Here is a 19,454-nt window from a genome sequence, read left to right as displayed (position 1 = left end):
TCCGGACGCCGACCGCCCGGTCTTCACGCACGTGCAGACATCCGGCGATCGAGATCAGGACGCTTTTCCCGCCTGGTGTGATCCCCGGGTCCATCGCGTCGGCCGGCTCCGAGCGCAGTTCTGCGCTCGGCGTCATCGACCGCACGAGTTCGCTCCGCCGACCGCTGAGACCACGTGGTGCGGAGGGCTCGAGCCGTGTCGACAGGGTCTCCCAGACCGAAGACGTGCAGCTCGACGACGCCGTGCTGGGCCGGATCGAGACGCGCAAGGAGCCGCTCGACGAAGTCGGCCGGCGGAGCGACCCTCTCGAGGGCGGGGGTCGCGAGAGGCGCGCTCGACCGCTCGGGGTCATGGTCGCGCTGGGGGTAGTCCACCAGCGCATCGTCCGGCAGGGGGCCGGGCAGGCCGACGCTGAAGGGGAGACGGATGCCCCGCCTCCGAGCATCGGCGATCCAGGCGAGCACCGCGGCCGGGTCGGTGCTGAGCTGCGTGATGACGGTGCACCGCAACCCGATCGAGCCGAGCCACTCGGTCTTCTCCTCGAGCGCTCTCCAGAGGACTGTGTCCCCGATACGAGGATGCCCTTCAGGATGACCTCCGATGCCGACGGACCGGACCCCATGACTCCGGAACTCCGGCGACGTGAGCAGGGACATCGCATCGGTGTACGGGCCGGCGGGACGCATCGGATCCCCGCCGATGACGAAGACGTCTTCGCCGGCACCCGCCCGCTCGAGGTCCCGCAGGAACAGGTCCAGGGCTGCACGGGAAGGGAAGCGCCGTGCGGCGAGGTGAGGGACCGGGATGAGGTCGGCATCGAGGACTGCATGGACAGCCGCCAGCCGTTCAGCCGTGGTCTCATCGCCGAGATGACCGATGCTGATGCGCGTCCCACTCGGAAGCAGACCTGCTCCGACGAGGGGGATCGCATCACGAGCGGCGACGCCGACAGAGGTCGTCACTGCGGGGGTGCGCTCCCGCGATTCTCTGATCATCGGCACTCCTCAGGCATGGGTGTGGTCTCGGGCGAACGTCTTTCCGCCCGCCGCGTCTGAGCGATGACGTGCATCACCTGGAACGCATGAGGAGGGGGAGCCTGCCAGGACTGCGTCTCGCCCGATCGGATCAGCCGACGGGGTTCTCGGCGAGCCAGTCGCCGGCGATGGTCGCGGCCGACGCCTGCTCGTCGACGCTGCGGGAGTTCAGGGCGAGGAGCCCCTCGGGGGTGAGCGCGGCGCTGATGGCGTCGATGACCGCCGCGGCGTCCTCATCGACCGCGTCGCTCGCGACGGGGACGACGTGGGAGGAGAGCAGGAGACCGGCGGGGTCCTCCAGCTGCACGAGCGAGTCGTCGGCGACGATCGGCGACGCGGTGTAGAGGACGGCGAGGTCGATCACCCCGTCCTGGAGCGCTTGGACGGTGACGGGTCCGCCTCCGTCTTCGATGACGGTGTACTCGACCTCGACGCCGTAGGTGTCGCGGAGCCCGGTAGGGCCGATGGGCCGGATCTGGCCTTCGGCGGGTCCGCCGAGGGTGATCGGTGCAGGGGCCGAGGCGAGGTCGGCGACGGAGGTGATGCCGTACTCGTCCGAGAAGGCTTTCGTGACGACGTAGGTGTCCTGGTCGGTCGCGGCGGAGGCGTCGAGCACGCGCAGTCCTTCGGGGGTCGCGGCTTCGAGGGCCGGGTACACCTCGTCCTCGAGACGGGCTGTGGTTTCGGGGTCCCAGTAGGTGAGGAGGGGGCCGGTGTACTCGGGGAAGAGGTCGATCGTGCCGTCCTCGATCTCGGCGACGTAGACCTCGCGCTGCCCGATGCGGAACTGGCGGTCGACGGTGTAGTCGGCGGCTTCGAGTGCCTGGGCGTAGATCTCGGCGATGATCTCGTTCGAGTAGTAGTCCTGCGATCCGATGACGAGCGTGTCGCCCGCCGAGGTGTCCGCGTCGGGATCGGCGAGGGGGTCGGCGCTGGAGGTGCAGCCGCTCAGAGCGAGCAGTGAGGCTGTTGCGGCGGCGAGGGTGATGAGACGGGCAGGTCTGAGCATGATGGGTCCTCTGTTGTCGGTGTCTGCAGTGCGGGTCGAGGGTGCGAGTCAGCGGGTGGTGACGACGAGCTTCCCGGTGACGGCGCCCGACTCCATGTCGCGGTGGGCGTCCGCGATGTCCTCGAGGGAGTAGACCGCGCCGATCGGCACGGACGCCGAGCCCGTCTGCAGCGCGTCGACGAACTCCTGCAGTGCCGACGCCGGCAGATCGCTCGCCTCGCCGGAGTAGGCGGTGAGCCGGACGCCGTTGGGGATGAAGTCCATCGGGTACCAGTCCGGCACGGTCCAGACGTCCGAGAGCATCCCGGTGAAGGAGACGGTTCCGTGCACGCGGGTCGCCCGCAGGGTGTCGCGGAGGGTGTTCGTGCCGACGAGCTCCACGGCGCCGTCGACGCCGCCGGGGGACGCGGCCCGCACGGCGTCGGCGATCTCACCGGTGTCGAGGAAGACGCGGTCCACCCCGACGCTCTCGAGCACGGCGGTCTTCGCGGCGGAGCGGGTGGTCGAGTAGACGGTCATGCCGCGCTGCTTGGCCAGGACCGCGAGGGCCAGTCCGATCGAGGAGGTTCCACCACGGATCAGGATCGTGTCGCCGGGCCGTGCATCGATGCCGGTGGTGAGGGAGCCGTGGGCGGTCTGCAGCATCTCCGGGATCGCGCCGAGCGTCGCCCAGTCGAGAGTGCTGGTGAAGGGGATGACGCTGCTCGCGGGGGCGAGGGTGTACTCGGCGTAGCCGCCGTCGATGGTGCGCCCCATCCCGCCCATGAGCGCGGCGACCTGCTGCCCCGGAGCGAACTCGCCTCCGGGAGCGTCGACCACGGTGCCGGCCGCCTCGATCCCCGGGACGCGCGGGAGCGAGCCGAACGAGCCCATGCCGCGGCGGAAGTGCAGCTCGGAGCGGTTCAGGCCGAACGCCTCGACGCGGATCAGCACCTGACCCGCGACGGCGACGGGGATCGGCACCTCTCGCACCTGAAGCACCTCGGGCCCGCCGAACCGCTCGAGCACGACGGCGCGCATCGTGGCGCTCATCGCGTCGCCTCCGCGGTCGCAGCGGTGGTCGCCAGGAGTCCGGCGACGGCGGCGAGGGCGGCGACCCCGCCCACCCCGAGGACGCTCTCGAGCGCGGAGTCGATCGCCGGTGCCGTCACCTGCAGCGCGGCGCGGCCGCTCTCCGTGATCACGACCAATGACCCTCGGCGATCGGTCGGATGCGGCGCCCGTGCGACGAGTCCGTCGGACTCGAGCCGGTCGGTCAGCCGACTGGCGGCTCCGACCGTGATGAGCAGCTCATCGGAGATGTCCTGGACGCGCGTCGATCCCTCGGAGGCGGCCAGCTCGAGGATGCGGTGGCGACCGAGCGAGACCGCGCCCTCGACGAGTCGGAGACGCCGCTCGACCTCGTTCCACACCTGGGTCTCGAAGCGCACGAGCGCCTTGAAGTCGTCAGAGATCGATGCCATGGCATGAAGGTAGCACCAAATCGTGTGTCATGTAATGAAGATCGTCACCCTCACAATGAGGGGGAGGCGAGAGCCGACACCGCGCGGACGATCCAGGCGCGTCGATCCGCCGCGTCGCCGCTCACGATGATCGAGGCGACGTTCGGTGCCGCCTGCCATCCGTGGCAGAGCGTCACGATCATGAGCAGCAACTCCCGTCCCTCCCGCTCCGGAAGTCCCGGGACCGCTCGGTTCAGCTCGGCGGCCTTGCGCGCAGCGCGGACGGACCGCTCCGTCCGCGCGACGGGACCGCCGAACTCGAGCCCCTCCCACATCACGAGGCGCGCGAGAGCCGGATCCTCGGAGCAGGCATCGAAGTACCGTCCGGCGAACTCGCCGACCGCGGCCGGCCCCTCTCCGCGGACCGGGATGCTGTCGAGAACGGCGGCGAGCTTGCTCTCCAGGACGGCCTCGAACAGCTGCTCCTTGTTGCCGAAGTACGAGTAGAGCCGCTCGCGGTTGATGCCCGCTCGCTCGGAGATCCGCGCGACTCTGGCCCCCGCGAATCCGTGACGGCTGAACTCCTCGACGGCCGCCTCGAGGAGCACGGACCGCGTGCGTCGCGTGTCCCAGGCCATGGCCCCACTGTAAGTGGGGCTGTTTCGGGGATGAACCGAACGCCACTAGGTTATTTCCAACAGAACGTTTGGAGATCACCTGTGGAGCATGACGGCAAAGCACTGGCGGCCGATGAGATCGATTCACACCACCGGCGCGCGGGAGTCTCGAGTGTGCACGTCCGGGCGCTGGTGACCTGGCTGGCGATCTTCCCCCTCGTCGCCATCGGGATGACGCTCCTGGGCTTCGTCGCCGACGACTGGCCGCCGGTGCTGCGGGCCCTCGTCCTCACCGGGGTCGTGGTGCCGCTCACCGTCTACCAGATCGTGCCCCGACTGCTCCTCCTCCATGCCCGCGCCGTCGCGTTCCGCGACGGGCGGTTCCTCCGCTCGCGACGGTATGTCGCGGGCCAGCCCACTGACTGAAGGACGATCATGAAGATCACCGCTGCCGTCGCACGAGCGACAGGAGAGCCTCTGTCCGTCGAGATCCTTGAGCTCGACGACCTCCGTCACAACGAGGTCCGCGTGCGCCTCGTCGCGACAGGGATCTGCCACACCGACTCGCTCGTGCGGGACGGGATCTACCCGACACCGCTGCCCGCTGTTCTCGGCCACGAAGGATCTGGCGTCGTGGAGGCGATCGGTGACTCGGTGACCTCCGTCGTCCCCGGCGACCACGTCGTCCTCGCGGCCGCCTACTGCGGGCACTGCCGCCGATGCCGACGCGGCGAGATGGCGTACTGCGAGAATCTGTTCGCCGCCGACTTCGGCGGCCGCCGCCTGGACGGCTCCACCTCGCTGACCGGCGAGAACGGCGAAGCGGTCTCGTCCCACTTCTTCGGCCAGTCGTCGTTCGCGACCTACGCGAACGTCGTCGAGGAGTCGGTCGTCAAGGTCGATGAGAACGTGCCGCTCGAGCACCTCGGACCCCTCGGCTGCGGGTTCAACACCGGAGCCGGCACCGTGCTGAACGAACTCCAGCCCGAGATCGGCTCCTCTCTCGCGGTCTTCGGCGTCGGCGCCGTCGGGAACGCCGCGATCATGGCCGCGCGAGTGGCCGACTGCGCCGTCGTCGTCGCAATCGACGTCCACGACAGCCGACTCGAGCTCGCACAGGAGCTCGGTGCGACGCACATCATCAACAGCGCCTCGGAGAACGTCGCCGAGCGCTTGGCGGAGATCACCGGTGGAGTCGGGATCGACTACGTCGTCGACACCACCGGGCGTCCCGAGCTGCTCCGGCACGCGGCCGACGCGATCGCGGTGCGGGGAACGATCGCCCTCGTCGGAGCCGCCCGTCCGGGGACGGAGGTCACCTTCGAGATCGGCGCCTCCCTCGTTCGTGGGTGGACCTTCAAGACCGTCGTCCAGGGCAGCTCCGTACCGCAGGACTTCATCCCGCGCATGATCCAGCTGTGGCAGGAGGGCCGATTCCCCTTCGAGAAGATGGTCGAGGAGTACTCCCTCGCCGAGATCAACCAGGGCTTCGCCGACTCGAAGAGCGGGGCGACGGTCAAGCCCGTCATCGTCTTCTGAGGGAGGAGGGTGCACGGCCGGCCGTCCGGCCCTGCACCCTCCTCGGGGTCGGTCACCTCGAGCGGGGCTCCGGCCGCCCCAGCCAGGACACGAACGCGCCTTCCGGATCCCAGATCCGCCGGAGTTCGTCGAGGCGGTCCAGGGCATCGTCCGAGACGAAGCGGCTGGGCCGGTTCACGAGATTCTCGTCCGCGAGCATCGTTCCCCAGGCGTGCGGCGCCCAGGCGCGCATCCGCTCCGTCGTCCACTCGCGGTGCTCGTCGTCCCCCGCGGGCGAGTCCCAGGCGGTGTAGAGCGCGTAGCAGAACTCGCCCTCGAGTGAGAACGCCATGGGCGGCCGCGCTGCCGCGGCAGGGTGCCCGTCCCAGTTGAAGACGAGCAGGTACGACGGCGCCGCGGGCAGCGTCGCCACCACCTCCGACAGACCGGGTCGCAGCAGCTCGAAGTCCGCGCTGGTGGCGATGTTGTCGGCGATCCATCGACGGTCCTCGTTGAGCACGGACGTGCTCTCGTCGAGCTCCTGCTCCCCGTGGACCGTCGGGGCGCACAGCTCGGCGACGAGCGCCTGATCGCGGAGCGGGCAGGACTCCATGAAGGCGAGCTGCTCGCGCGCCTCCTTTTCCGTCTCCGCGTAGGCGATCGCCCCCAGTACGACCACCGGCTCGAAGCCGGCGATCTCGTGCCTCTGGATCAGAAGGCCCATCTCTGTCCGGGTGCCGGCGCCCACCTCGTGCAGGAATCGGCAGGCGTCCTCGGCGAGGGCACCCGGGAGGATGTAGCTGCTCCGCATCGTCACCGGACGGTGCGGGTGCAGCCGGAGGTGGAACGCCGTGACGGCCGCGAAGAAGCCCGGCCCCGATCCGCGCGCCGCCCAGAGCAGCTCGGCGTTCTCGGTCTCGCTCGCGTGCACGAGCCGACCGTCGGCGGTGACGACATCGATCCCGATCACCGAGCCGCAGGCGGGCCCGTACTCGCGCCCCGCCCAGCCGAAGCCGCCCTGCAGGAGGTAGCCGCCGATGCCGACGCCGTAGTTGTGCCCGACGGGGAAGAACAGGCCCTGCTCCCGCAGCATGCCGAGCAGCTCCGAGCCTCGCAGTCCCGGCTGCACGACGGCCGTCCTCTCCTCGGCGTTGATGCGCACGTCGCGCAGGTTCGACAGGTCGATGAGGAGCGAGTCATCGCGCAGATGCGAGCCGGACCAGCTGTGCCCTCCCGAGCGGATCGCGACGCTCAGGCCCTCCTTGCGGGCCAGTTCGACGGCGGCGGCCACGTCGTCGGCGCTGCTCGCGAAGACGATGATCGCGGGGTACCGCTCCGGGACGCCGGAGTGCCAGACCGCGCCTCGGCGGAGATGCTCGTACCCCTCCTGGCCTCGGCGCAGGACGCGCCCTCTGATCCCGGTGATGGACGGTGACAGTGTGCTCACAGCTACTCCTTCGTGCTGCTCGAAGTCGATCCGCCCGGCGCTGCCGCTCCACGCATCGAAGGTCGAGCGGATCGTGGGCCGTGACGGTAACACATCACCGATCAGCACTAGGTTTTCGGAGATTGACGGTCAGCGAGGAAGGGCCAGCAAGATCCTCCTGGCCACACTCTCCGGGGCACCGACGGCATCGATCTCGACCAGGCATCCTCGCCGGCGGTAGACGTCCAGAACGGGAGCCGTCCGGGCCTCGTACTCCTCGAGACGCCGCCGGATCACCGGCTCGGTGTCGTCCGCTCGGTCCTCGATCTCCGCGCGACGCAGCAGCCGCTCGACGACGACCGTGGGCGCAGCGGACAGGACCACCACTCGGTTGAGGGTGGCGTCGCTTCCCCGAAGCAGGCGATCGAGCTCGTGCGCCTGGGCGAGCGTCCTCGGGAACCCGTCGAGCACGAAGCCGTCGGCGGCGTCAGCACGTGCCAGTCGCTCGGCGACCATCTCGTTCGTGACCTCGTCCGGTACGAAGGCGCCGGCAGCGATCGTCGCGCTCATCCGCCGACCGATCTCCGATCCGACAGCGACGTGCTCGCGGAAGAGCTCGCCGGTCGAGATCGCCGGGACGCCCAGCACCGCGGAGAGCCTGGACGCCTGAGTACCCTTCCCCACGCCGGGCGGACCCATCATCAGAACGCGCACGACGTCACCACTTCCTCTCCGAGTACGGGACGACGGCTCCACGGACTGCTCCGCGGGGCCCTCAGCAGCGGCGGGCTCAGAGCCACCTCGGCGGCGCCGGCACGGCCGCTCCGGTGACGTCGACGAGGTCCTGCGCCCCTCGGCCGGACGCCCACTGCGCGAGCCGGGCGGCTGGACCGCGCAGCACGACATCGGCGTCTCCCCCGATGGTGCTGTCGCGATCGGTGGCCTCCAAGCGGATCGACGGGAGACCTTCGGATGCTCGGCGACGGTCCCATGATGCGGTGATGTCCTCGAGAAGCCGGTCGACGAGGTCAGCGGGGAAGTCGAGGAAGGAGTACCCCGATGCGAGATCGACCGCATGGATCCACACCTCCCGGGTGCGCAGCCACACCGTCTCGGAGGCGGGGACACTGCGCCCCTGCCCGGTGCGGACGATCGAGGCCCAGGCGGCGTCCTCGAGATCTCGCCACTCGACGGTGAGATGGACCGCCGCGTGGTCGGAAAGGTTGCGCAGGGCTTGGGCGGGGAGGGTGGCGGCGAACTCGATCTCGAGCACCCGCTGATCCGGCGAGGCGTACATAGGTGTCTCGATCCCTGTCGCCGCCCACTCCGTCAGACGGGTCAGCGCGCGGGCGTTGAGGCCGACGTGCGCGACGACGTGCCGACGCGACCACCCCGGGAGCAGGCTCGGAGCCTCGAGCGCGTCGTCGTCGAGCTCGTTCAGTGCGCGCGAGAAGAAGGCCTGCCCGCGGCGCGCGAGAAGCAGGCCGGCCGCAACGCGGCTGTCGGTGACCTTGTCGTGTCGAGCGGGCACGACTACTCCACCACCACCGTGTTGCGGAGCTCGCCGATACCGCCGATCGACGTCCCGAGCTCCGATCCTGCCGTGAGGTAGCGCGGAGGCTTCCGTGCGTGGCCCACACCGCCAGGAGTGCCGCTGGCGATCACGTCGCCCGGGTTGAGGGTGACGATCTTGGAGATGTACGACACGAGCTGTGCCGGCCCGAATACGAGGTCGTCGGTCGAGGTCTTCTGGACCACTTCGCCGTCCACCGTGGTGACCAGAGTCGTCCCCAGCTCGTACTCGTCACTGGTGACGAGCACCGGTCCGAACGGGCTGGACTTCTCGAACGTCTTCCCCTGGAACCACTCGGGCGTGCGGTACTGGAAGTCGCGCATCGTCACGTCGTTGATCACCGAGTAGCCGGCGATGACGGACTCGGCCTGCTCGGGTTCCAGCCGTCGGGCCGGCGCGCCGATCACGACGGCGAGTTCGCCCTCCCAGTCCAGCGCTCCGGCTGCGTACCCGGGGACCACGATCGGATCGTAGGGTCCGACCAGGGCCTCGGGGTATTTGGCGAAGAGCGTCGGGTGCTCGGGGAGCTCGCGGCCCATCTCGAGGATGTGGTTGCGGTAGTTGAGACCGACGCAGACGATCTTCGACGGTGCGGGCACGACCGCGGCCCACTGCTCGGGCGCGAGCTCGAGGAGATCGAGCCGGTCGCCGGACGCGGCCTGCGCGAGCGCACGCCAGTCCGGATCCTGCAGCAGCCGGCCGACGTCCGCGAAACCCTCAATCAGGGTGGCCGATCCGGCGTCGACGAGCGCGGCGCTCGTCCCCTCACTGGTCCTCAGTGTGGCGAGTCTCATGCTCGGTCCTTCCCCGGGATGAACGTGCGTCCGAAGCCCAGTCGTTCGATCAGTGGTCCGTCGGTGAAGCGGAAGAGGTCGAACTGGCTGTCGGCGTGGAGCGACCACGGGACCCAGCTCGGCACCGTGAAGAGGTCCCCTGTCGTGAGGCGGTGCTCCTGGTCGCCGAGCACGACGGTGCCGGACCCTTCGAAGACCTGCCAGACCGCGGAGCCGACCTCGTGTCGGATGGCGGTCGATGCTCCGGCTCGGAGTCGGTGGAACTCGCATCGGATGGTCGACATCACGTCGCCCCCCGTGGTCGGGTTCATGAAGCGGATCGCGGCGTGGCCCTGCTCGACCGTCGCCGGGTACCCCTCGTCCTCGAGGAGCAGCTGCTCGGTGAGCGCGCGGTCGGTGTACTCCCATCGATAGGCCGAGAGGGGGGAGCTGACCTTCTCCTCGAGCACCGAGAGGGGTCTCAGCCCGGGATAGGCCCAGAGGCGCTCGGACCGGGAGAACTGCGGTGACGCCTCGTCGGTGACCCGCTCCGCACCGAACTCGAAGAAGCCGACGTCGGTGTAGCTGGAGAACGGGATGTCGAGGCCGTCGATCCAGGCCATCGGTTCCGCGGTGTCGTTGTGATGGCCGTGGAAGTTCCAGCCGGGCGTGAGCAGGAGATCGCCTCGGCTCATCCGGACCGGATCCCCGTTGACGACGGTCCACACGCCCTCGCCCTCGACGACGAAGCGGAACGCGTTCTGCGCATGGCGGTGCTCAGGAGCGGTCTCGTGCCCGCCGAGCCACTGGATCGCGCACCAGAGGGTCGGCGTGGCGTAGGCCGTCCCCGGAAGACCGGGATTCGCGAGGCCGATCGCGCGCCGTTCCCCACCTCGCCCGACAGGAACGAGATCTCCCGAGCGCTTGGCGATGTCGTACAGCGCATCCCACCGCCAGACGAAGGGGATCGCCGCCGGCGCCGGGGTCATCGGCATGAGATCGTCGCGCTGCGTCCACAGCGGCGCCATGTTGTTCGCCTCGAAGTCCCGGTAGAGCTGCTGCAGCTCCGGGGTGTCGGCGGTACCGTCCATCTGCTCCATCGCAGTCCTCCTCGGATCCATCGGCGCTCGCGCGCGACGACGTTCTATATGTAACAGTTTTGTGGCGGGATGCAAATACTTGTTGCATAATCGGCAGCACAGGACGCCGCGCAGAGTCGTGCGGCGGGAACGGAACGAGGGATCAATGTCGATTCGAGTCGCGATCGTCGGTGGAGGGCCGGGAGGGCTCTTCCTGAGCACGCTCCTCAAGCGCGCGAGGCCGGACATCGAGGTCGTCCTGTTCGAGCGCAACCGGGCCACTGACGCCTTCGGCTTCGGGGTCGTCTTCTCCGACCGGACGCTCGCCCGCATCGATGCGGCCGACCCCGTTCTCCACGAGGCACTGGAGCGCGACGGCGTGCACTGGGACTCCCTCGGCGTGACGGCGAAGGGCGAGACCCACACCTTCGCCGGGAACGGCATGGCGGCGGTCCACCGGCGGATCCTCCTGCGCCTGCTGCAGCAGTCGGCGTCCGAGGCCGGCGTCGACCTGCGCTTCGGGACGGACGTCTCCCTCTCTGACCTCGACGAGTACACGGTCGTCGTCGGCGCCGACGGCACCAACTCCCGGGTGCGCGACGCGCTCGAGCCCCGCCTCGGATCCACGGTCGAGACCGCCTCGGCCAAGTTCATCTGGTTCGGCACGACGCACCTCTTCGACGGGCTCACCTTCCTGCACCGACAGGACGAGAACGGCAACTTCGCCGCGCACGCCTACCCCATCTCCGGAGAGCTGAGCACGTTCATCGTCGAGACGAGCGAGGAGACTTGGCGCCGCGCGAGCTTGGACCGCTTCGACCCGCGCACTCCGCCCGGCGAGTCGGACGAGGTCGCGAAGGCGTACCTCACGAAGCTCTTCGCCGAGGACCTCGGTGGAGGGGAGCTCGTCGCCAACAACTCGAGATGGGCGAACTTCCGCACGCGGCGGACCCCCGTCTGGCACTCCGGCAACGTGGTGCTCCTGGGCGACGCCGTGCACACGGCCCACTTCTCGGTCGGCTCGGGCACGAAGATGGCGATGGAGGACGCGATCGTCCTCGCCGAGCAGCTGGCCCACTCCTTCGACGATCTCGAGGGCGCCTTCACCCGGTACGAGCAGGAACGCCAGCCCGAGGTCGCGAAGATCCAGAACGCCGCAGGCCCGAGCCTGAGCTGGTGGGAGCGCTTCGCCCAGTACTACGACGCGCTCGAGCCGCTCGACTTCGCCTTCCACTTCTTCTCGCGCAGCATCGACATCGAGCGAGTTCGACGACGCGACCCCGGCCTCGCCGCGGCTGTGGACCGGGCCTGGCTGGAGCGGCACGGCAGCGCTCCCCTCTCCAGCACCCTGACCGGCGACGGCTGGTCGCTGTCGGGACGCCGCCTGCACCTCTCAGAAGACGCGAGTGGCGTGACGCTGACCGACGGGACCACGACCATCCCCTCGGAATCGGTCGTCGTCGTCGAGGCCCCCGAGGACGAGCTCGGCCTCGACACCGCCGAGGGACTGCTCGGCGAAGCGCCCGTCGTCGTCGTCACGGGCGGTACCGCGCTGACCCGCACGCTGCTCGCTGAACGGGTGCGGATGCTCCGGAGGAGGATCGCCGTCGTCGTCGACGAGACGATCGACGACGCCGCGGCCGCAACGCTCCTGCTCGCCGGTCGCGCGGATGCCGTGGCCACCCGGGAGCGGACCCGCGTCGATGCGTGATCTCACCGCTCTGTTCGAGCCGCGCGGCGTCGCGATCATCGGGGCCTCCTCGAGCCCGGAGAAGCTCGGGCACGCGATGGCCGCGTCGCTCGACTCGTTCACCGGCCCGGTCCGCCTCGTGAACCCGCGACCCGGACCCGGCATGGACCCGACCATCGCGGCGGCGGCGGAGCACGCGCCGATCGACCTCGCCGTCCTGTGCATCCCCGCGCAGCACACTGCCCAGGCTCTCCGCGACAGCGCTGCGGCCGGCGTCGGCGCCGCACTCGTCTGCGCCGGCGGCTTCGCCGAGATCGGCGACGCCGGACTCGCCGCCGCCGCTGCCGTCGACGCGGCGATCCGCGACACCGGTATCCGCGTGCTCGGCCCCAACACCTCCGGCTTCTTCGTTCCCGCCGATCGGCTCGTGGCCAGCTTCGTCCCCGGCGCGCGCGAGCTGGGCACGGGCCGGGTCGCCGTCGTCGCCGCCAGCGGCGGGATCAACCACGTCCTCTCCTTCCAGCTCGAGGACGACGGCGCCGGGGTGAGCCTCGGCGTCGGCCTCGGCGCAGGACAGGACATCACCGCCGTGGACGTGCTCCGCTACCTGCGCACCCATGAGCCGACCACGGCGGTCGTCCTGCACCTCGAGACCGTCCCCGACGGGCGAGCGCTTCTCGACGCGGTCGACGCCCTGGCCCGAGAGAAACCGGTCGTCGCGCTCGTCATCGGACAGTCCGACGTCTCGGAGTTCGCGCAGTCGCACACCGGCGCACTGGCGACGTCGTGGCGGACGACGCGAGCGCTGCTGCGGCAGGCCGGCGCAGTCCTCGTCGACAGCGAGGAACAGGCGGTGGCAGCGGCGTCCGCCCTCGCTGCAGGCCGCGCCGCTCCCTCGCGACGACCGGGAATCGGTCTGGTCACCGCTCAGGCGGGTCCGGGTCTGCTGATCGCCGACGCCCTCGGGCGGACGGACGACCTCCTCCCCCCACTTAACCACGCCACCCGCTCCGTGATCGCCGGACTCCTCCCGCCGCTGACGTTCCAGGCGAATCCCGTCGACACCGGTCGACCCGGCCCGGGATTCGGCGCGATCCTCGAGGCGACGGCGTCCGATCCGGCCATCGACGTCCTCGGCGTCTACGCGATCACCGAGCCCGTCGTCGATCTCGCCACGAGCGTCTCGGAGGCGGGACTGCCGTCGGACGTCCCCGTCGTCGTCGGGATCGACGGCCCGGGCGCCTCCGTCCGCGAGGCTCGGCGAGCCGCCCGAGCTCTCGGGGTGACCGTGCTCCGCGGTCCGACCCGCCTCGCGGAAGGGCTGGCGGCCCTAACCGAGGACGCTCGACTCCGCGCCGTCTCGGACGACGACGTCGAACCCGCCCCCGCGGTGCCACCGATCTCCTGGAAAGGCCCGTGGGACGAGGTCCGCGGCAAGCAGCTCCTCGACGATCTCGGTGTCCACACCCCGCCGCGTCGCCACTTCGCGACTCGCCAGGAGGCGCGCTCCGCTCTGGACACCCTGAGCGGACCGCTCGCGGTCAAGCTCGTCGACGCCGAAGTGCTCCACAAGACCGAGATCGGTGGTGTCGTCCTCGGCATCCGCACACAGGAGCAGCTCGACGCGGCTCTCGATCAGGTCGAGAAGGCCGGCGCCCGCTCGTACCTCGTGGAAGAGATGGCGGGGCCGGGCGTCGAGCTCATCGTCGGCGCGCGCAACGACCCGGCCTTCGGCCCTACCGTCGTCCTCGGCCTCGGCGGCACCACCGCGGAGGTGCTGGCCGACGTGACGATCCGCTCGGCTCCACTCAGCGCGAGCACCGCCGAGGCGATGCTCGACGACCTGGCCGGAGCCGCTCTGCTCCGCGGGCATCGCGGCGGCCCGAGCATCGACTCCGCCGGACTCGGACGCCTCCTCGTCGCCCTCGGCGGCATCATCGCCGCGGGACACGTGGACGAGATCGAGATCAACCCGCTCCGCCTCACCTCTGCTGGACTCGTCGCGCTCGACGCGGTGGTCCGCCCCCTCTCCCCTGCCGCTCACGACGAAGTGAGGTCCACACGATGACAACCGACCACGAGACCCCGGACGGCACGGTGCCCTGGCCCGACGACGTCGCGGCCCGGTACCGCGCAACAGGATGCTGGGAGGACAGACCGCTCGGCGAGTACGTCCTCGCCTCCGCCGACCTGCGACCGGACAAGGTCGCTCTCGTCAGCGGCGGACTCCGGATGACCTACGCGGAGCTGGTCGATCGGATGGACGCCGCCGCGGAGCGGCTGCTCGATCTCGGGCTGATGCCCGGAGAGCGGATCCTCGTGCAGCTGCCCAACGACTGGCCCTTCGTCGTGCTGACCCTCGCCTGCTTCCGCGCGGGGATCGCACCCGTCATGGCGCTGCCGGCGCACCGCCGGCACGAGCTCTCCTACCTCGCCTCCCACTCGGACTCCGCGGCGATCGTCGTCGCCGACGAGATCAAGGGCTTCGACCACGAGGCTCTGGCGCACGAGATCGCCGGCAGCGCACCCGCGGTCCGGCACGTCCTCGTCGCGGGCGAAGCAGGAGGATCCTCGATCGACCTGCTCGCTCTCCTCGCTCCTGGCGCGGCACCCGGAGCACGAGCCCGCCTGAACGATCGAGCACCCCACCCGGATGCTCCGGCCTGCTTCCTCCTCTCCGGCGGCACGACCGGCCTGCCAAAGCTGATCACGAGGACGCACAACGACTACGCCTGCAACATCCGCTCCTGCATCAGCGTCTCCGAGCTCGAGGAGGACTCCGTCTACCTGGGCACCCTTCCCGCGAGCCACAACTTCCCGCTGGCCTGCCCCGGAGTGCTCGGAACGCTGTTCGTCGGCGGCAGAGCGGTCATGCTGCCGAGCCCGGAGCCGGTCCGGGGGTTCGCGACCATCCGCGAGGAGGGCGTCACCATCGCCTCGGCCGTCCCCGCCGTCGCTCAGCGCTGGATCGACCACCGCAACGAGGTCGGCGGCGACGACCTGGCGACGCTCCGCGTGCTGCAGGTCGGCGGCTCGAGAATGCCCGACGAGTTCGCAGCACGCGTCGCTCCCGAGCTCGGAGCCACTCTCCAGCAGGTCTTCGGCATGGCCGAGGGGCTCATCAACATGACCAGGCTCGACGATCCGCTCGACGTGATCGTCTCCACCCAGGGACGACCCGTGTCCGAGTTCGACGAGATCCGCATCGTCGACCCCGACGGCCGCGACCTCCCCGACGGGATCCCCGGGCTCATCCTGACCCGCGGCCCCTACACGCCCCGCGGCTACTTCCGCGCCCCGGCGCACAACGCGACCGCTTTCGTCGACGGCTGGTACGGCTCCGGGGACATCGTCTCCCGACGCGCGGACGGCAACCTCGTCGTGCACGGCCGCGACAAAGACCTCATCAACCGCGGTGGCGAGAAGATCTCGGCCGAGGACGTCGAGAACGTCGTCTACCGCATGCTCGTCGTCGAACTGGTCGCGGCGGTCAGCATGCCCGACCCGATCCTCGGCGAACGGCTCTGCCTCTACGCCACGCTGCACGACGGGGCGGACCTGACTCTCGAACGAGTGCGCGAGTTCATGACCGAGCAGGGGATGGCCGCCTACAAGCTGCCGGAACGGCTCGAGATCCGCGACTCCCTCCCGCTGACCAAGGTGGGGAAGATCGACAAGAAGGCGCTCCGCGAGGACATCGCAGCCCGTTCCGAGGCGGTGCGATGAGTCGTCTACCATGACAACTCGACAGGAGGCGCGGATCAGCATGATGCAGCCGAGGAAGCCCCGGTCCCTCATCCTCGACCTGTTCGGCGACTACCTGCGCTACGTCGGCTGCGAGGTCCGCGCAGGAGACCTCGTCGCTCTTCTCGGAGTCCTCGGAGTGGAACCGGCCACCGCCCGCGTCACTCTCTCGAGACTGCGGCAGGAGGGGTGGTTCACGACCCGGAGGACGGGACGGGAGACCATCTACCGGCTCAGCGACGAGATGCTCGACGTCCTCGACCAGGGCCGCGAGAGGATCTTCGCCCCCTACGAGTCGACCTGGGACGGGTGGTGGACGCAGGTGATCGTGCAGTCCCCGGAGTCGGACCGCTCGACCCGCGATCAACTGCGCAAACGACTGAGCTGGATGGGCTTCGGCGCCCTCTCCCCCTCCACCTGGCTGTCGCCGCGCGATCTCCGCAGGGCCGTGCCGGCGCTCCAGGCCGAGTTCCCCGCCGCGAGCATCGACCTCATGGTCGCGCGCACCGACGATCCGGTCGAGGACGGGCGCCTGGCGCACCGATGCTGGGACCTGGAGACGCTCAACGCCGACTACTCGGTCTTCGTCGCCGAGCACTCCGCCCTCCGGAGCGAGACCGCGACCCTGGAAGGCGCCGAAGCCCTCGTGGTTCGCACGGAACTGGTGTCCACCTACCGCCACTTCCCCTTCCGCGACCCGTCGCTTCCCACGGCTCTCCGCCCCGCCGGATGGTTCGGCGCGCAGGCGCACGAGCTGTTCCTCGAACTGCACGACGCGCTCGCCCCTGCGGCGATGGAGTACGTGGCAGCCGTGATCGACATCGACACCATCGCCTTCCAGGACGCACCCGCTCTCGCACGAAACGTGTAACAGACAAACGCAAGGCTGCGTGTTAGCGTTACACCGCCGAGTCGCACTGCAGCGACAGGTTTCTGAGTCAATGACGACGGGAGATCCGATGCACAGCCAATTGATCATCGACAACGAGGGCCGCGACGCACGAGAGGGACGTACCTTCGAGCGTCGCAACCCGATCTCGGGAGACCTGGTCACCGAGGGTGCAGCAGCGAGCGTCGACGACGCAATCGACGCCGTCGAATCCGCCGCGAAGGCCTTCGACTCCTGGTCCACCACAGGCCCGAGCGAGCGCCGGGGCGTCATGCTGAAGGCCGCGGAGATCATCGAGCGCCGCACGCCCGAGTTCATCGAGACCATGACGTCCGAGGTCGGCGCCGCCCAGCTCTGGGCGGGCTTCAACGCGTTCCTCACCGCGCAGCTGTTCCGCGAGGCCGCGGCTCTCGCCACTCAGATCCAGGGCGAGACGCTGCCCACGGACAAGCCCGGAACCCTCTCCATGACCGTCCGCCAGGCCGCCGGCGTGGTGCTCAGCATGGCGCCGTGGAACGGAGCAGGCGTCCTCGCCGCCCGGGCCATCGCCTACCCCATCGTCTGTGGCAACACCGTCGTGTTCCGCGCCTCCGAGACCAGCCCGCGGACGCACCAGATCATCGCCGAGGTCATGCACGAGGCGGGCCTCCCCGCCGGCGTCCTCAACTTCCTCACCAGCACCCCCGAGGACTCCGACCGCGTCGTCGAAGCGATCATCGCCCACCCGGCCGTCCGCCGCGTCAACTTCACCGGCTCGACCGCCGTCGGCCGCATCATCGCCGAGAAGTCCGCGAAGCACCTCAAGCCCGCGCTGCTGGAGCTCGGGGGCAAGGCGCCCTTCGTCGTCCTCGACGACGCCGACATCGACGGCGCCGTCAACGCCGCCGTCTTCGGATCCTTCCTCTTCCAAGGGCAGATCTGCATGTCCACCGAGCGCTTCGTGGTCGACGAGTCCGTCGCCGACGAGTTCGTGAAGAAGTTCGCCGCCCGCGCCGCGACCCTCACCGCCGGAGATCCCGCGACGGACCCCGCCTGCGTCGTCGGCCCGATGGTGCGCGCCGAGTCCGGCACGCGCATCAACGGCCTGATCGACGACGCCGTCGAGAAGGGCGCCGAGCTCGTCGTCGGCGGCCAGGCCGACGGCGCCAGCATGCCGGCGACGATCCTCGACCGCGTGCGCCCGCACATGGCGATCTACGACCAGGAGACCTTCGGGCCGATCACGACCGTCGTCCGGGTCTCCGGCCTGGAGGAGGCCGTGCAGGTCGCCAACGACACCGAGTACGGACTCGCGGCGGCCGTGTTCGGCGCCGACAGCAGTCGCGCTCTCCAGGTGGCGATGCGCATCCAGGCAGGCCACGTCCACGTCAACGGCGCCACCGTGCAGAACGAGGCACAGGCCCCCTACGGCGGGGTCAAGGCCAGCGGCTACGGCCGATTCGACGGACGAGCGGTCATCAACGAGTTCACCGATCTGAAGTGGATCACCATCGAGCCCTCCGACCAGCAGTACCCGTTCTGAGCAGGAACCAGGAGCACTCGCACATCATGCAGATCACAGCAGCCGTCGCCCGCGAACCGCAGGCGCCACTCACCATCGAGACCCTCGAGCTCGACGAGCTCCACGCCGGCGAGGTGCTGGTGCGGATGGTCGCCACCGGCGTCTGCCACACCGACGCCATCGTCCGCGACCAGGTCTACCCGACTCCGCTTCCCGCCGTGCTCGGTCACGAGGGTGCGGGCGTCGTGGAACGGGTCGGCGCCGACGTCACCACAGTGAAGGCCGGCGATCACGTCCTGCTCGCCGCGGCTTACTGCGGGCACTGCGACCGATGCCGGGCCGGGCAGATGGCCTACTGCGACAACCTGTTCGCCGCGGACTTCGGCGGCCGCCGGACCGACGGCAGCACGTCGCTCAGCAAGGACGGCGAGACGATCTCGTCACACTTCTTCGGCCAGTCCTCGTTCGCCACCTACGCCAACGTCGTAGAGGAGAGCGTCGTCCGCATCGACGACGACATTCCCCTCGAGATCGTCGCGCCTCTGGGCTGCGGTATCCAGACCGGCGCCGGCACCATCCTCAACGAGCTGAAGCCCGGGCTGAACTCCACGCTGGTCGTCACCGGGACCGGCGCCGTCGGCTTCGGCGCCATCATGGCCGGCCGGGTCGCCGGCTGCTCGAAGGTGATCGCGGTCGACATCGTCCCCTCCCGCCTCGATCTCGCGCTGGAGATCGGTGCCACGCATGTCATCAACACGAAGGACAACGACCTGACGGAGGAGATCCTCCGCCTGACCGACGGCAAGGGGGCGGATTACGTCGTCGACACGACGGCGCGCCCCGAGGTGCTGCGCAAGTCGGCCGACGCCCTGGGCAACCGCGGCACGCTGGTGCTCGTCGGGGCGGCGAAGCCGGGCACCGAGGTCAGCTTCGAGGTCGGCCTGTCTCTGGTGAAGGGTTGGACCTTCAAGACGGTCGTCCAGGGCAGTTCGGTCCCGCAGGTCTTCATCCCGAAGCTGATCGAGCTGTGGCGTGAGGGCCGCTTCCCGATCGACCGCCTGATGCGCAACTACGCCCTCGACGACATCAACGCCGGGTTCGAGGACTCGCGCACGGGAGCAGTGATCAAGCCGGTCGTCGTCTTCTGAGTCGAGCCGGT

Annotated in this window: 18 protein-coding genes; 8 read left to right on the top strand and 10 right to left on the bottom strand. The window is 69.7% G+C overall.

What is annotated here, in order from left to right; genetic code table 11:
- Positions 1–23: 23 nt before the first annotated feature.
- The 5 genes from MT355_RS19655 to MT355_RS19635 form a co-directional block, all read right to left on the bottom strand.
- Entirely contained in the window at positions 24–995 is a 972-nt protein-coding gene (locus MT355_RS19655; RefSeq protein WP_243600823.1) for a methylenetetrahydrofolate reductase, read from the bottom strand.
- A 130-nt stretch (positions 996–1,125) separates the two neighbouring features.
- Complete coding sequence (locus MT355_RS19650) at positions 1,126–2,043, bottom strand: ABC transporter substrate-binding protein (protein WP_243600822.1); 918 nt, start codon at positions 2,041–2,043, stop codon at positions 1,126–1,128.
- A gap of 48 nt (positions 2,044–2,091) precedes the next feature.
- On the bottom strand, positions 2,092–3,075 hold the full coding sequence (locus tag MT355_RS19645; RefSeq protein ID WP_243600821.1) for a zinc-binding dehydrogenase: 984 nt from the start codon (positions 3,073–3,075) through the stop codon (positions 2,092–2,094).
- Entirely contained in the window at positions 3,072–3,506 is a 435-nt protein-coding gene (locus MT355_RS19640; protein ID WP_243600820.1) for a MarR family winged helix-turn-helix transcriptional regulator, read from the bottom strand. The genes MT355_RS19645 and MT355_RS19640 overlap by 4 nt, the downstream gene beginning before the upstream one ends.
- Positions 3,507–3,556: 50 nt before the next feature.
- Positions 3,557–4,123, bottom strand: coding sequence for a TetR/AcrR family transcriptional regulator (locus MT355_RS19635; RefSeq protein WP_243600819.1), 567 nt, complete (start codon positions 4,121–4,123; stop codon positions 3,557–3,559).
- Positions 4,124–4,204: 81 nt separating this feature from the next.
- On the opposite strand from MT355_RS19635, the gene MT355_RS19630 reads away from it, so the two are divergent.
- Both MT355_RS19630 and MT355_RS19625 read left to right on the top strand, forming a co-directional pair.
- Complete coding sequence (locus MT355_RS19630; protein ID WP_243600818.1) at positions 4,205–4,528, top strand: hypothetical protein; 324 nt, start codon at positions 4,205–4,207, stop codon at positions 4,526–4,528.
- A gap of 9 nt (positions 4,529–4,537) precedes the next feature.
- The gene (locus MT355_RS19625) at positions 4,538–5,641 is read left to right on the top strand and encodes an NAD(P)-dependent alcohol dehydrogenase (RefSeq protein ID WP_243600817.1); all 1,104 of its coding nucleotides are present in this window, start codon (positions 4,538–4,540) and stop codon (positions 5,639–5,641) included.
- A gap of 52 nt (positions 5,642–5,693) precedes the next feature.
- On the opposite strand, the gene MT355_RS19620 is transcribed toward MT355_RS19625, so the two are convergent.
- The 5 genes from MT355_RS19620 to MT355_RS19600 all read right to left on the bottom strand — a co-directional run bounded on the left by MT355_RS19620 (position 5,694) and on the right by MT355_RS19600 (position 10,492).
- A complete protein-coding gene (locus tag MT355_RS19620; protein ID WP_243600816.1) occupies positions 5,694–7,067 on the bottom strand; it encodes an FAD-binding oxidoreductase in 1,374 nt (457 codons plus the stop codon).
- Between the two features lie 129 nt (positions 7,068–7,196).
- A complete protein-coding gene (locus MT355_RS19615) occupies positions 7,197–7,802 on the bottom strand; it encodes an adenylate kinase (protein WP_243600815.1) in 606 nt (201 codons plus the stop codon).
- Positions 7,803–7,836: 34 nt separating this feature from the next.
- Positions 7,837–8,577 (bottom strand): maleylpyruvate isomerase family mycothiol-dependent enzyme, encoded by a 741-nt coding sequence (locus tag MT355_RS19610; RefSeq protein WP_243600814.1) that lies wholly within the window; start codon positions 8,575–8,577, stop codon positions 7,837–7,839.
- 2 nt (positions 8,578–8,579) lie between these two features.
- Positions 8,580–9,413 carry a fumarylacetoacetate hydrolase family protein gene (locus MT355_RS19605; RefSeq protein WP_243600813.1) on the bottom strand — a complete coding sequence of 278 codons (834 nt, stop codon included), beginning with the start codon at positions 9,411–9,413 and terminating at the stop codon, positions 8,580–8,582.
- Positions 9,410–10,492 carry a cupin domain-containing protein gene (locus tag MT355_RS19600; protein ID WP_243592715.1) on the bottom strand — a complete coding sequence of 361 codons (1,083 nt, stop codon included), beginning with the start codon at positions 10,490–10,492 and terminating at the stop codon, positions 9,410–9,412. Before MT355_RS19600 ends, MT355_RS19605 begins: the two co-directional genes overlap by 4 nt.
- Positions 10,493–10,637: 145 nt before the next feature.
- On the opposite strand from MT355_RS19600, the gene MT355_RS19595 reads away from it, so the two are divergent.
- From MT355_RS19595 to MT355_RS19570, 6 genes are all read left to right on the top strand, one after another.
- The gene (locus MT355_RS19595; RefSeq protein WP_243600812.1) at positions 10,638–12,182 is read left to right on the top strand and encodes an FAD-dependent monooxygenase; all 1,545 of its coding nucleotides are present in this window, start codon (positions 10,638–10,640) and stop codon (positions 12,180–12,182) included.
- Positions 12,175–14,229 carry an acetate--CoA ligase family protein gene (locus MT355_RS19590; protein WP_243600811.1) on the top strand — a complete coding sequence of 685 codons (2,055 nt, stop codon included), beginning with the start codon at positions 12,175–12,177 and terminating at the stop codon, positions 14,227–14,229. The genes MT355_RS19595 and MT355_RS19590 overlap by 8 nt, the downstream gene beginning before the upstream one ends.
- Positions 14,226–15,887, top strand: a complete 1,662-nt coding sequence (locus MT355_RS19585; protein WP_243600810.1) for a (2,3-dihydroxybenzoyl)adenylate synthase — start codon at positions 14,226–14,228, stop codon at positions 15,885–15,887. The genes MT355_RS19590 and MT355_RS19585 overlap by 4 nt, the downstream gene beginning before the upstream one ends.
- Before the next feature lie 10 nt (positions 15,888–15,897).
- Positions 15,898–16,776, top strand: a complete 879-nt coding sequence (locus MT355_RS19580; RefSeq protein WP_243592711.1) for a PaaX family transcriptional regulator C-terminal domain-containing protein — start codon at positions 15,898–15,900, stop codon at positions 16,774–16,776.
- Between the two features lie 70 nt (positions 16,777–16,846).
- A complete protein-coding gene (locus MT355_RS19575; protein WP_243600809.1) occupies positions 16,847–18,316 on the top strand; it encodes an aldehyde dehydrogenase in 1,470 nt (489 codons plus the stop codon).
- Between the two features lie 26 nt (positions 18,317–18,342).
- Positions 18,343–19,443 (top strand): NAD(P)-dependent alcohol dehydrogenase, encoded by a 1,101-nt coding sequence (locus MT355_RS19570; RefSeq protein ID WP_243600808.1) that lies wholly within the window; start codon positions 18,343–18,345, stop codon positions 19,441–19,443.
- Positions 19,444–19,454 lie beyond the last annotated feature (11 nt).

This window comes from Rathayibacter sp. VKM Ac-2929, from assembly GCF_022815495.1.
Lineage (GTDB): Bacteria > Actinomycetota > Actinomycetes > Actinomycetales > Microbacteriaceae > Rathayibacter > Rathayibacter festucae.
The sequence above is the reverse complement of the archived record's forward strand: the minus strand, read 5'-3'. Positions and strand labels throughout refer to the sequence as shown.

Coding starts and splice junctions, on each gene's coding strand:
- MT355_RS19655 (WP_243600823.1), bottom strand. CDS start 995: ATGATCAGAGAATCGCGGGAGCGCACCCCCGCAGTGACGACCTCTGTC.
- MT355_RS19650 (WP_243600822.1), bottom strand. CDS start 2,043: ATGCTCAGACCTGCCCGTCTCATCACCCTCGCCGCCGCAACAGCCTCA.
- MT355_RS19645 (WP_243600821.1), bottom strand. CDS start 3,075: ATGAGCGCCACGATGCGCGCCGTCGTGCTCGAGCGGTTCGGCGGGCCC.
- MT355_RS19640 (WP_243600820.1), bottom strand. CDS start 3,506: ATGGCATCGATCTCTGACGACTTCAAGGCGCTCGTGCGCTTCGAGACC.
- MT355_RS19635 (WP_243600819.1), bottom strand. CDS start 4,123: ATGGCCTGGGACACGCGACGCACGCGGTCCGTGCTCCTCGAGGCGGCC.
- MT355_RS19625 (WP_243600817.1), top strand. CDS start 4,538: ATGAAGATCACCGCTGCCGTCGCACGAGCGACAGGAGAGCCTCTGTCC.
- MT355_RS19605 (WP_243600813.1), bottom strand. CDS start 9,413: ATGAGACTCGCCACACTGAGGACCAGTGAGGGGACGAGCGCCGCGCTC.
- MT355_RS19600 (WP_243592715.1), bottom strand. CDS start 10,492: ATGGAGCAGATGGACGGTACCGCCGACACCCCGGAGCTGCAGCAGCTC.
- MT355_RS19595 (WP_243600812.1), top strand. CDS start 10,638: ATGTCGATTCGAGTCGCGATCGTCGGTGGAGGGCCGGGAGGGCTCTTC.
- MT355_RS19590 (WP_243600811.1), top strand. CDS start 12,175: ATGCGTGATCTCACCGCTCTGTTCGAGCCGCGCGGCGTCGCGATCATC.
- MT355_RS19585 (WP_243600810.1), top strand. CDS start 14,226: ATGACAACCGACCACGAGACCCCGGACGGCACGGTGCCCTGGCCCGAC.
- MT355_RS19580 (WP_243592711.1), top strand. CDS start 15,898: ATGACAACTCGACAGGAGGCGCGGATCAGCATGATGCAGCCGAGGAAG.
- MT355_RS19575 (WP_243600809.1), top strand. CDS start 16,847: ATGACGACGGGAGATCCGATGCACAGCCAATTGATCATCGACAACGAG.
- MT355_RS19570 (WP_243600808.1), top strand. CDS start 18,343: ATGCAGATCACAGCAGCCGTCGCCCGCGAACCGCAGGCGCCACTCACC.